This window comes from Colwellia sp. 20A7 (assembly GCF_009832865.1).
GTDB lineage: Bacteria > Pseudomonadota > Gammaproteobacteria > Enterobacterales > Alteromonadaceae > Colwellia.
Map to the genome: position 1 here is coordinate 2,457,270 of NZ_CP047130.1, position 14,303 is coordinate 2,471,572.

7 protein-coding genes are annotated in these 14,303 nt (G+C 35.2%); all 7 read right to left on the minus strand.

The window, feature by feature from the left end; all coding sequences use genetic code 11:
- Positions 1-66 precede the first annotated feature (66 nt).
- Entirely contained in the window at positions 67-1,926 is a 1,860-nt protein-coding gene (locus GQS55_RS10715) for an Lnb N-terminal periplasmic domain-containing protein (RefSeq protein WP_159820469.1), read from the minus strand.
- Positions 1,927-2,020: 94 nt separating this feature from the next.
- A complete protein-coding gene (locus tag GQS55_RS10720) occupies positions 2,021-2,500 on the minus strand; it encodes a DUF3015 domain-containing protein (protein ID WP_159820471.1) in 480 nt (159 codons plus the stop codon).
- A gap of 168 nt (positions 2,501-2,668) precedes the next feature.
- Complete coding sequence (pyrD, locus tag GQS55_RS10725) at positions 2,669-3,679, minus strand: quinone-dependent dihydroorotate dehydrogenase (RefSeq protein ID WP_159820473.1); 1,011 nt, start codon at positions 3,677-3,679, stop codon at positions 2,669-2,671.
- Between the two features lie 171 nt (positions 3,680-3,850).
- Complete coding sequence (locus GQS55_RS10730) at positions 3,851-8,719, minus strand: NAD-glutamate dehydrogenase (RefSeq protein ID WP_159820475.1); 4,869 nt, start codon at positions 8,717-8,719, stop codon at positions 3,851-3,853.
- Positions 8,720-9,346: 627 nt separating this feature from the next.
- Entirely contained in the window at positions 9,347-11,665 is a 2,319-nt protein-coding gene (locus GQS55_RS10735; protein ID WP_159820477.1) for an efflux RND transporter permease subunit, read from the minus strand.
- A 45-nt stretch (positions 11,666-11,710) separates the two neighbouring features.
- A complete protein-coding gene (locus tag GQS55_RS10740; RefSeq protein ID WP_159820479.1) occupies positions 11,711-12,754 on the minus strand; it encodes a WD40/YVTN/BNR-like repeat-containing protein in 1,044 nt (347 codons plus the stop codon).
- Between the two features lie 128 nt (positions 12,755-12,882).
- Entirely contained in the window at positions 12,883-14,289 is a 1,407-nt protein-coding gene (locus tag GQS55_RS10745; RefSeq protein WP_159820481.1) for a DUF1329 domain-containing protein, read from the minus strand.
- Positions 14,290-14,303 lie beyond the last annotated feature (14 nt).

Here is a 14,303-nt window from a genome sequence, read left to right on the forward strand (position 1 = left end):
ACTTAAACCTGTGATGATATATTTATTCCTAAAATACTATCAAGTTTGTTACTCGTACATTCAAAACTAAAAATAATATCTATATTCAATTTTCAATTCATTATAATGTTTCGCATCATAAACTTTAGAATCCACTTTATGAAAACCTGCTGATAAACGAAGACTACTTGTATCACCTATCTGAATGTTTTGTTGTAAACTAATTCGACTACGTTTAGTTTGATCAAATAAGAATTGATAGTGCTCTGCTTCCAATAATAAAGTTGTTTTCGGCCAATAGTAAATGAATCCAGCATGCAAACCTGGTGCAATATTTGTGTAAGAATCTAGTTTTCTATTAAACTCTAAACGTCCTGTTGCCATTAAAAATACATAACTATTTTCAAGTGGTCGATAGCTAACACCTCTTCCGGCAGTACCTTGTGTTACTAACACTTCTTTTTCGCCTGTCCATTGCTGTTCGACACTAAGATTTGCTTGCCATGACCAGGGAGAAACAAACTCATTACGTTCGGATAGTGAAATAATATTCAGCAACTCTGCTTTATCGAGTTTAATATCGTCATTTTCATAAACACGAAAGCTAATGTTAACCATGTTTAATGACATTCCTGCATAATAACCATCTAGTGGATCGGTTAAATCGTGATAACTGCCTCGGTACTTAAACTCTGCGAAATTGTTCTTGTCATTTTGACCTACACTCACTGAAACCATTGTTGTTTTATGGCCTTGATCTGGGCTAGTTGGTGTTGCTATAGAGATATCTAGATTCGTTGGGTTTTTATTTAAATATCGTAATAACTCGAAACTTCGGCGGGTAATATCAACATCACGTCCATTAAAAGTATTTTTATAACGTAAATAACGATAAGTACTATCGACAACTAGCTGCTTCTTTTCGGTAGGTAAGTTTGTGAAACTACCATCTGATAAAACCTTAATATCTTCGCTTAACGCTAAAACAAGCTTTCGTTCTGTCGCTGATAATAATGTTAAATGTGCCTCAAGCTCTGTCAAAATAGAAGGTCTATAGTATTTGTCAGCTACTAAATTAGCATCGTCGACTACCCTTATCGTATCTAATGGCATTGCTGTCACAGGAAAATTATTAGTTAAATAAAGACCAGGTCTTGCAACATCAAGTAACTCTAACAATCGGAATGAACAATTTTCATCGAAAAAGTAGTATTCAAAGTTAATGCCCTGTAACTCCCATATATGAGAAAGCATTTTATCAATTTCATCGTCAGTTAAATTAAGCTTATATTCCCATAAGTCCCTATTTTCTAAACGACTGTATTCTTTGATTTTTTCAAAATAAGGGTTAGCTGCAAAACTACCTGGGTAACCACCGGTAAGACCTTTTGCCGCATAAAGAAATCCATTTTCATTTTCAGGTACTGTCGCACCAAAATTTAATGCATAAGATAAATAAGTCGAGTTATTATCAACTTCTTCCGTATCAAAACGTAAAAAAGTATGACCATACATTGAAGAAGGACTGTTCAGTTGCGCAGAAGCAAAAACAAGTACAACTGATTTAGTGTTTAAGCGATCTCTCCAATTGATGTATTCTGTACAATCATTTGAAAGAATTTCACTGGCTAACTCTGGTATGTTATTAAGTAAAAAAGCGGTTCTTGCTGGGTATCTACATTGAATAGCACTATCATTTTTTAAGGCTTTTAACGTTGCCAACAATTCGTTTTGCGGGTTTTTATAACCATCAGTGGCGATAAAAAATTTACTATCATCTACATAACTTTCTATTTGGCTGCTATTTTTTTCTGTACTTATGTGCAGTAATGCTCGCCACTCTGTAGTTTGCGATAACGAGAAAGTATCTACTGAATTATCGGCATAAACCTTTAATGATAGTAAGATGATAAAAGAAACGGTAAGAGAACGGAAAATAAGATTCATATAATTTCAAAATAAAAACACTAAAATAAATAGGATAAGTAATGTAATAAAAAAGGCTACATTTAGTAGCCTTTTATAAGATATTTAATAAATACTATGCAGTGTATTTAGCTAATATCTCATCATTTTTCATTAATGAAAACATAGAACTAACAACATGTTCAGTAGTTGCATTTTCAGAAGGGAATAATGTATCGAAGTTATTATGTAAAGTTGCTTCAAAGTGAGCACGCTCAGCTTCAGAAACACCTAAAGAAACAGCTACAGCTGTTAATGCTTCACCGTTACCACGTGCAACATCTTCACTAAACTCGTCCATAATCATACTAACATCAATCATTTCCTTGCCGCCGTACGTTAACGTACCGTCAGTAGAACAACCATTAGTACCAAAAGTCATACCAAAAGTATTGTTACCTGTTGAGCCGTTAGTTGTCGCTGCAAGTACATGACTTGGCGTGCCACTTTGGCCAGCAAATAACATATTACCCCAACCACAAGTTTGGCTACCAGGTGCATCAGCTAAAGCAGATGTAGATACTAACATTGCAGATGCAATCAATAATTTTTTCATAATTAATCCCTATAATTTAGTTTGTTATCTAATATCCAACTGATATTAGAGTGCGCATTCTAATGTAAGTGCTCAATAAATTCACCTTTATTCGTATAAAAAGTAAAATTTAGAATAAAAGATTATTCTATAAGCACATGGGTTACCACCACTCATATAATACCGGCGTTATAAACCACTAACTATCTCTTTAATCAGCGGTGGACCCTGATAGATAAAGCCAGTATAAACTTGTACTAAACTTGCCCCCGCGGCTATTTTTTCATTGGCATCATTGCTAGAAGCAATACCACCAACGCCTATAATAGGTAATTTACTATCTAACGCTTTTGCTAAAATGCGGATAACAGTTGTACTCTTATCTTTAACCGGTGTTCCACTTAAACCGCCCTGCTCAGTGCTATGTTCAAGTTGCTCAACGCCTTCTCGAGATAAGGTAGTATTAGTTGCAATAACACCGTCAATACCGTTATCAATTAAAGATTTAGCAATCGATTTCACTTCATCTTCAGTTAAATCTGGGGCTATTTTAACGGCAAGTGGAATATATTTTCCATATTGATTAGCTAAGGTTGCTTGCTCTGCTTTTAATGCTGACAACAACTCGTTTAACGCATCACCATATTGTAATGCTCTTAAGCCTGGGGTATTCGGTGATGATATATTTACTGTGATATATGTGGCGAAGTTATAAACTTTACGCATGCAATGAATGTAATCATCTTTCGCATTTTCTTCTGGAGTATCTTTATTTTTCCCTATATTTATCCCTAACACTCCATTAAAGTTAGCTGCGCGTACTTGCGATACTAGATAATCAACGCCTTTATTATTAAACCCCATACGATTAATAATGGCATTAGCTTCAGGTAGTCTAAATATTCGCGGTTTGTCATTACCAGGTTGTGGTCTAGGTGTTACCGTTCCAACTTCAATAAAACCAAAGCCCATTGCTGCGAAAGCATTGATACACTCGGCATTTTTATCTAATCCCGCAGCCAAGCCCAATGGATTAGGGAAATCAATTCCCATCACGTTAACCGGTTTTTCGGCGACACGTTGCTTATAAAGTGCATTTAAAGGATTTGACCCCGTACTTTTTAACCCTTTAATTGTCAACTCATGAATAGTTTCAGCATCAAATTTAAATAGAACTTTACGAATAGCAGGATAGAACATAAAACCTAGAACCTCAAAGTAGTTATACGTAGGAGCAGAAATAAAAAATCCCCGCTGAACTTAAAACATTAATAAGTTAGGCGAGGATTTTATCAGTTAACACGTTATTTATACATTGCTTTTAGCGGTAATAAATTAACTTTATAACCTAAACTTTCATTTAATATAAATTTAATCCGATTTTACTAACCTTTGACAGTTTAAGCTTAATAGCATTAATTCACGTAAAGCGACTGAGAACTTAGCAAATTCATGAGTTTGACCTACTTTAAAGTCAGCTAAAATACTCTTCCATCTATTTAATGGTTGAGCATTAGTGTTAACCCATGCTTCCAGCATATTATCTAGATCTTTCGCTGTAGCACTGCAATCGCATCGTAATACAACAGCTGTTAATGAACGTTGCTGCCAATCTAGCTCTTCTCTAAATGATGCTCTAGCTAGTGCTTGCCAATGATTTCCCACAGGTTGGCGTGTAATCTGATCTAAGAACCAATGTAAATCTAATCGAACACCTAATTTAAAGTAAAGGCTAGCAACAAGCTCTACATCTCTTCCATCTTCATCAGCAATCTCTGCTATATCTAATGCTGAAAAAATAGTACTTAATTGAGAAATACGGATAGCAATTTCTTTAGGTACGTTAGCTGCAACTAGATCATTTTCAACACGTTCTAATTGTTTTAGTTCACTTTCAATAATAAAGCTATTTAATTTCTTAGACATAATAGCAAATGTAGGTTTGTACAGCGCTATTGATTGCTCAATGGTTAATGCCTTATTACGATGACGTAAGAACCAACGAGTAGCTCGTCTTACCGTACGTCGATACTGGAATAACATTTCTGTTTGAATTGAAGTAGAAATTTTATTATTTAACACTTCAATTTTTTTCCAAAACTCTTCAAGTTCAAATATTGCACATGAAATAGTGTAGCTATTCGCTATTTCTGCAATCGTTGCACCTGTTTCTTCTTGCATGCGATTAACAAAATTAAAGCCCATATCGTTACCCATTTTATTTGCCAGTTTAGTAGCAATAATTTCAGCACGAAGTGGATGTTGCTGCATTTGTTCTTGATACTTTTTATGTAACTGTTCTGGAAATGCATTAATTAATAATTGATCGTAATATGAGTTATCAGTTACATCTGGGTGAATAAGATCTTCTTTTAACACCATTTTACTGTATGCAAGTAATACTGATAATTCAGGACGAGTTAACCCTTTATCTTTGGAAACTCTGTCTGCTATCTCTTCATCATCAGGAATAAACTCTAATGCTCTATTAAGTTTACCTGTACGCTCTAATTCATGAATAAAGCGCACTTGTTCTTTTAGTTGAGTAACGCCACGCATAGCGGTGATTGATAATGAGTGTGTTTGACGGTAACAATCTTCAATAACTAAATTACCAACGGCATCAGTCATGTCATAAAGTAACTTGTTGCGCTGTTTAATCGTTAAATCACCCGATTGAACAAGCGTATTTAATAGAATTTTAATATTAACTTCATTATCACTACAATCAACACCACCGGCATTATCAACTGCATCAGTATTAATACGACCACCATTAGATGCAAACTCAACTCGTCCAAGCTGGGTAAAACCAAGGTTTCCGCCCTCACCTACAATTTTAGCTTGTAAGTCACAGCCGTTAATTCGTAATGCGTCATTTGCTCGGTCACCTACTTCTAAATGAGTTTCTTTCGTGCTTTTCACATAAGTGCCGATACCGCCATTCCACAATAAATCTACTTTCATTGTTAAAATAGCTTGAATTAAATCAGTAGGCGACATGCTTTGTTTTTGTGTGCCCAACATCTTTTTAATTTGTGGTGTTAACTTAATTGACTTCACATGACGACTGAAAATACCGCCACCTTCTGAAATTAATTTTTCATTGTAATCTTCCCAGCTACAGCCTGGTAAATTAAATAAACGTTCTCGTTCAGGGTAAGAACTCGCAGCATCTGGATTAGGGTCAATAAAGATATGCATGTGGTTAAACGCAGCTTGTAAACGAATATGTTTAGACAACAACATGCCGTTACCAAACACATCACCCGCCATGTCTCCAATCGCAATACACGTAAAGTCAGTACTCTGACAATCAATATCTATTTCTCTAAAGTGACGTTTAACCGATTCCCAAGCGCCTCGTGCAGTTATACCCATCGCTTTATGATCATAGCCAACACTACCACCTGAAGCGAATGCATCGCCAAGCCAGAAGTTGTATTCATCTGAAATACTATTAGCAATATCGGAAAAGGTTGCCGTGCCTTTATCGGCAGCAACAACTAAATATGCATCATCTTCATCAAGACGAACAACATCAACAGGAGGAACAATTTCGCCATCAACAATGTTGTCTGTTATATCTAGTAAAGCTCGAATGAAGGTTCTGTAACATTCTTTGCCTGCTTCAAATATTTCTTGGCGCGAGCCTGTTGGCAGCTGCTTACAAACAAAACCACCCTTTGCGCCAACGGGAACAATTACGCTATTTTTAACTTGTTGTGCTTTCACTAAGCCTAACACTTCAGTGCGGAAATCTTCACGTCTGTCAGACCAACGTAAACCACCACGAGCAACTTTACCACCACGTAGATGTACACCTTCAACTTGAGGAGAATAAACAAATATCTCAAATTTAGGTACGGGTTGTGGCATCTCACTAATTTTATCTGGGGTTATTTTAAATGAGATATACGCCTTGTCACCCAATAAACTATCTTTTTGGAAGTAGTTAGTTCGGATAGTGGCAAGAATCATTTCTGAAAAACGTCTGATGATTCGATCATCATCTAAGTTAGCAACATTATCTAACGACGTTTCAATAGCAGCTAATAATTTTACTTGGGTCTTTTCTTTAGCACTTTCACTAGCATTATTTTTTGGATCAAAACGATGAATAAATAAGTTAATTAATAACTGTGCTATATCAGGATAACGCGCAAAGGCATCTTCAATGTAGCTTTGACTAAAACGTCCACCTATTTGGAATTCGTATTTAGCAAAAGCACGTAAAATAGAAACACTGCGTCCTTCTAAGCCTGCGCCTAAAATAAGACGGTTAAAACCATCATCTTCTAAATCGCCTCGCCATACTTTAGCAAAGGCATCTTGAAATAAAGCACTAACAGTATAAATATCAAATGAACTGTCACCATTGAGTAGCATAGAGAAATCTAATATCCAGAATGTTTCACCTTCAGATGTTTTAATCGCATAAGGGCTTTCACCAATAACGCGTAAACCGAAGTTTTCCAAAATAGGTAATACATCTGAAAGATGGATAGGATCACCTTTATGGAAAAGTTTCAGTTTTACAAAACGGCTATCCGCTTTTTCTTCTAATGGTTGATAAAACAACATTTCTAAATTATCAGAAAGGTTTACGCCTTCTAACTTTTCGATATCAACAATGGCAGAGCCCGGTAATACTTCATCTTTATATGATTGTGGGAATTTAATGTATTTATTACATAATGCTTTAGCGGCTACTTCCCCTTTATTTTCAGCAAGAGCGGTGGCTAATTTATCATCCCAGTTTCGTGCTGCTTCATTTAAATTCTTTTCAATTTCTTTCACGTTAACATCTGCTTTTGTTGATTTTACTTGAACAATGTAGTGCGTTCTTGCTTGCACTGATTCAGAAAAATAAGTAGTAAACTGTACTTCTTCATCACTGCCAAAGGCTTCTTGTAACAGTAATTGGGTTTCTATGCGTAATTTTGTGGTGTAACGTTCACGTGGTACATAAACCATACACGAGTAGAAACGATCAAAAGCATCGCGTCTAACAAATAAACCACAATAATCGCGTTCTTGCATTTGCAAGATACCTTTAACATTCTTCAGTAGTTCAGCAGTATTACTTTGTAATATTTCATCCCTTGGGAAGGTTTCTAAAATATTAATTAACGTTTTATATGCATGAGTACCTTGAGCAAAACCTGATGAATCGCACACTTGTTGTACTTTGGTTTTAATCAGCGGTAAGTCTAATGCACTATTGGTATAATAAGACGAACCAAATAAACCAATAAAACGATCTTCACCAATAACATTACCTTTGGCATCAAAGCGTTTTACTCCAATGTAGTCTAATTGTACGGGTCTATGTACTCTAGAGCGGGAATTTGTTTTTGTTAAAATAAGGTGATTACTACCTAATGCCACTTCACGGCCTGATTCACTTAAGGTAGAAATTAATCTATTTTTGGTAACACTCGAGTTTCTCATTAAACCGAGACTAGACTCAAAGTCGCCTTCAAGTTTTATATCTCCTTTTACCGCTGATACTTCATAAGAGCGATACCCCATCAAGGTGAAATTATTACTTGCTACCCAAGTTAAAAACTCAACGGTATCATCTTTGGCTTGTTTTCCACCCGGTAATTTACCTTTAGATACTTCAGTAATAGTACCTTTTAACTTTTTAAGCATTGGCTCCCAATCATCAACCGTTAGAGTGATGTCTTCTACAACGCTAAGCAATTCATTTTTAATATTATCAAGTGCCTGTTGATCAGGCTGGCGATCAATTTCAATAAAGAATGCTGTTTCTTGTACAGCCGCTTTCTTAGTTGTATCAGCACTAGATGCAACTTCGATGATATTTTTCTTTTTATCTCTAACAACTTTTAACGGTGAGTTAAGCATTAAATGTGGAGATAAACCTAAGCGGTTAAGTGCTATTCGAATAGAGTCAACCAGGAAAGGCATATCCTTAATGATTACTTCTATTATTGTGTGGCTTGATTTCCAGCCATTTTTACTTACCGACGGATTAAAAACATGTATTACCGGTTTTTTATTTGTGTGTTCATTAAGTGAGCTCCATAAACTTAATGTTGCACCATACATATCACTATCATTACGTTCAGATAAATCAAATGAAGAGATATTGCTATAAAGTAAGGTTGCAAATTGATCGACTAATTCTGCTGATTCTGTAGGAACTTTTTTCTTTATTAATTGTGCTACATTTTTCAGTATAACTGATGGTGAACCATTCACTAACGCCATGCTATTTTCCTTTTCCTATTTTTATACAGAAGTTAAAAAGAAAGCTTGTAATAATTTATATACTTTTATCATATTGCTACTTGCAATATAAGTTAGATATCTTTATCAAAAATAAGTATTCCTTAAAAGAATAAGAAAATATTATTTAAGTATAGTACAGATTTTATGGCTTAATTTACGGTAATGCGAGGATTATTTTTGTTTTAATTTAAAACATTTTCTTTTTAAATCAAACGTTTTCTATAAGTGTGTTTCTTTATGCAAGTATAATAAATAAAAAGCACTAAAAACGGATGTTTCCTGTTTAAATATTCAATTATTTAATAAATAATTACTGGTTAATTATTTATTAAATAATTACTGGTTAATTATTATAAATTTAATTAATAGCTTATGGTTTACATCAGTTATTCGCAAAGGTTAGTAAGTTTTATTACTCATTAAAATAATAATTACCAATTTTGTTTCATTATTTACTAAAAAGTATTGTATGTCAGTTGCTAAATTATAATGACAAACCTACGCTTATCTTTCTATTGTTAAACCAATGAAACACTTAAAAACAAATAAAAAAAACCTTTATCTCTGATGAGCTAAAGGTTTTTTATTTTGAACTTTATGAAAATATTAGTCTTTCTTGTTTGGCCATAAAAGTGCAGCTAAAGCTGGTAAAACAATAACAGCAGCTAGCATATTAACTAAAAACATAAAGGTTAAGAGTATTCCCATATCAACTTGGAATTTTAAATCCGAGAAGAACCAAGTAGAAACACCAATTGCCAAGGTAATGCCGGTAATTAATACTGCACTACCTCGCTCCTTCAATGCCGCCAGATAAGCGTCATGTACATTAGCGCCATTTTTCAATTCATTATTCATGGTAGATAAAATATAAATACCATAATCAACGCCAATGCCAACACCTAAAGCAATAACCGGTAAGGTTGAAACTGTTAAACCAATATCTAATACCGTCATTAACCACTGAGCAAGTGTTGATACAATATATAACGGTAGTACAACAACAATCGTTGCTCTGATGCTTCTAAAACTTAATAAGCACAATATAATTACCGCACCATAAACATAAATCATCATAGGTAATTGAGCTTCAGCAACAGCTTCATTTGTAGCAGCCATCACACCAATTGGACCTGACGCTAATTTAAACTGTAACTGGTCATTACCTAGCTCTTGTGCTGCTAACTTAACTTCATCAACAACACGTTCTATTGTGTCAGCTTTGTGATCTTGTAAAAACAAAATTACCGGCATTACGCTACAGTCATTATTCAACAAGCCACTTGACGATGGAACACGTGCAATAGATTGTACTAATGTTTGTTGGTTACGCGGAATAACACGCCAATTAGGATTACCTTCGTTATAACCTGCATTAACAATCTTAGAAATTGAAGCTAAACTCACTGCAGATTGCACGCCAGGAACATTCTCCATTCGCCATTGAAATCTATCGATTATATTCATTGTTTCGTAATACGTACAAGCATCAGGCGTTGTTTCAATAATAACTGACATATAATCTACACTAATAGCATAGCGGTCCGTAATTAAGAAGGTGTCCTGGTTGTAGCGTGACGACTCATGTAACGCCGGGGCTCCTGCGTGTAATTCACCTATTTTCAAATTCTGTGAATTAAATAATCCTGCTGCGTAAAGCACTACTGTCAACCCTAATATTACAATAGCAGTTTTCCTGGTTGCAAAAGTAGCCATAAAGCGCCAAATAGGACTTTCTTCGCCAATGTTTCCAGCGTGATTATTTCTATCTTTTGGTGTGATTTTCAAATAAGAAACCAATAACGGCAACAATATTAAGTTGGTAAGAATAATCATCGCAACACCTAATGATGCAGTGATAGCTAATTCCCTAATGACACCAATATCAATCGAAAGTAAGGTCATAAAACCAATAGTGTCGGATAACAATGCGATTCCGCCAGGAATTAGTAAAGCTCTAAAACTTATTTGTGCAGCTGCTTGGCTAGAGAATCCTAGACTCACTTGTCGAACAACAGAGTTAATCATTTGAACGCCATGACTAACACCAATAGCAAAGACTAAGAATGGCACTAAAATAGACATTGGATCTAAACCAAAACCTAAAGTAGACAACATACCTAACTGCCAAATAACAGCCACTAAAGAACATAAAATCGGTAATAGAGTTAAACTGATTGAGTGACAGAAAAAGTAGACCATGATCGCTGTAATCGCAATGGCGATAAGGAAGAAAACAACAACGCCTTTTGCACCATCGGCTACATCCCCAACCACTTTAGCAAAACCGATAATGTGAACGGTGATATTATCCTTTTCAAATGATTGGCGAACGTCTTCTTCAAGTTGAGCCGCTATCGTTAAGATATCAAGTTTTTCACCTGTATCAGGATTAAAATCAAGTAAGGAAGCTTTCACCATCGCACAGCTGTAATCATCGGCAACAATGCTACCCACTATGCCTGCTTTTTCAATGTTACCTTTAACTATTGCTAGGCCACGTTCATCAGGCTGAAAATCTGCAGGGATAACTGGACCACCCGCAAAACCATCTTCTACTACTTCGACAAAACGAGTACTAGGAGAATATAATGATTTAACTTGAATACGGTCAACACCCGGAATAAAAAACAATTTGTCATGAACGCCTTTCAGCGCTTCAAAAAATTCTGGGTTAAAAATATCGCCGTCACTATTACAAACAGATATTAAGATGTTATTAGCACCACCAAAATTTTCCCTATGTTTTAAATAGGTTTTCATATAACTATGGTTAAGCGGAATATTTTTAGTAAATGAAGCGCCTAATTGAATTTGAGTCGCTTGAAATAACAAAAAGCCACTAACAAGGACAAACATCATTAATACTAAGATTTTATGACGAAATAGACCAATTTCTAAACGGTTTGCGAGAGAAGTTTTCATAATATTTTGCAATCCAATATTTTTAACTATTATTATGGTTTAAGTTTATAAAGATATTTGCTTTACGCCGACATCTGAAACAACAATTAATTTTCCGTTAAACCACACGCCTGCGATTAACGACTTACCATCTTTTTGTGTTCTTAGCTGATAACTTTTACCTTTGTCATTACTTTCTAATAAGGTGCCATTATTTGCTAATAAAAAAATACGACCATCTTCACTTAATACAATATCATTAATAAGTGACGTGGTATTAGTTTGAATTGCTTGCCAGGTCATTCCATTATCTGCACTTTTAAAGACATGACCACGCAGACCAACGACTAAAAAACCGCCTTGTGCTGTTTTAGATATATCAAAAAAAGAGCCTTGGTAAATATCATCAAAGGGTACCCAATCAACGCCAAAGTTATCACTTTGAGCAACCAAGCCAATTTCACCGACCATATAGAGAGTTTGGTTATCAAGAATCAAGCGATTAAAATGAGGTAGAATAGATGAAGCTTCATCTAAGTAGGCTTCTTCATCTTCTGCTTTTATTTCAGCTAAATATTCAGCATCTTCTGGTAAGAGGAATTCTGTATGAAATTCGTTATGCCAACTAGCACCACCATCTTGCGTTCTAAACACAAGTCCATAGGCACCAATAGCAATACCTTCACTTGGCGTTTTAAAAACAATATCGAATAAAGGTTTTTCTAGCTCGGGCTTATATTGTTGTATTTGCCATGTTGAACCACCATCAACAGTATTTAAAATAGTAGCATCATGACCAACAGCCCAACCAAGATCACTATTAATAAAAAATACACTTGTTAGTGTTGTTTGTAATGGCACTTTAGCTTGTTGCCAATTAACGGCATCAGAAGAAAGTAAAATATGTCCATGCTCGCCGACAACAACTAATTTATTAGAATTCACTTTAGTTATATCGAGTAATAATGACTTACTGGCTAAGCGAGCCTCAACGGAAGGGATAGTTATGATTGAATTATCTTTTTTTGCAGATAGTTCATCAGCATAGCTCGAATGAGATAAAGAGCATAAAAGCAAAAATATGGTTAACGGGGGAAAAATAAAAGGCATCGTTGAAATTCTCGACATTAAGTACAAAATAGTAGAAAAAAATTACAAAAAATATAAAAGATAACAAAAGTAAACGTTAGAACAAAAACGGCTGACACCTGCCAGCCGTTTTTTAGATTAAAGTAGAATTATCTTCTACCTTCTCGTCTTAGCGCTGCAGGTGTGAAGTCTTTATCTTCAGCATCTGAAGAGAAGTCATACATTTTAGCTTCATTATCTAAGCCCATCGCAATGTAACGTCTAGACTGAAAGTCATGATAAACTTCAAGAGTAGACCATTGTGTTGGAACTTCATAATAATTTAAACCATGAGCGACAGCCACTCGGTATAATTCGTCACGATTATCATAAATATCTGAAACCGCAACTTGCCAACTATCTTCATCAATATAGAACACTCGTTTTTTATAAGTATGGCGAGTATTTTCTTTCAAGTCAGCTTCAACAACCCAAACACGGTGCTTTTCATAACGAACTAAATCAGGATTAATATGACCGGGTCTTATAATGTCATCATATTTAACTTTATCACTATGTAAACGATAATCGTTATAAGGAATAAGTAATTCTTGCTTACCTTTTAACGTCCAGTTATATCGATTAGGTGCGCCATTATACATGTCGAAATCATCGGTTAATCTTAAACCATCTGATGCGCTACCTGGTGCATCATAGGCTACATTAGGTGCACGTCTTACACGACGTTGACCTGTATTATAAGTCCATGCTTGACGAGGTGTTTTTATTTGGTCCATGGTTTCATGAACTAATAACGCTGTACCGGCTAAACGTGCAGGTTCAGTCACCTTTTGCTTAAACTTAAATAAGATATTAGTTTCTTCTAACTTCGCAGGTGTAACACCTTGAACATTGTATGGTAATAATAATGTTTCTTCAAAACCAATAAAAGTATAATCACCAGAAGCCGTTGGTGCTGCTTGCCCGCCTTCACGTGCTAAACTCTCACCACGATAACGAACAATATGATTCCAAATAGCTTCTAATCCATTTTCAGGAATTGGAAATGGAATGCCCACTGCTGTATTCTTAATACCATTACCACCTTCAACAAGTTCAGCTCTTGTAGAGTTTATTTTCACTGCCTTGTAAACATGATCAGGAAATGAAGCACTTCTTCTTGTTTGGTAAATATTCATTTTGTACGTTTCAGGATAAGTTTCAAATAACTTAACTTGTCCTGGAGTCAACAAATCTTTGTAATCAGCTACGTTGCTTGCGGTAATTGTAAATTTAACTTTATCATTTGGGTACGGATCTAAATGATGGTCACCAACCTTATATCCTTCAGGTGCTTTAGTAATACCACCTGTCCATTCAGGAATTGAACCGTCTTTGTTTGCCGCTTTCACAGCCCCCATCGGCGTTAATTCATTTCCTAGTTTTTCTGCATCTTCAGCTGATATTTTAGCTATTGCGCTACCTGAAGTAAATGCAACGGTTAATGCGAGTATAATTGCACTTTTCTTTAAAGTACGTTTATTTAAGGTATGAGTCTTAAAGTTCTGGTTGTTCATAATTGTGACTTCTC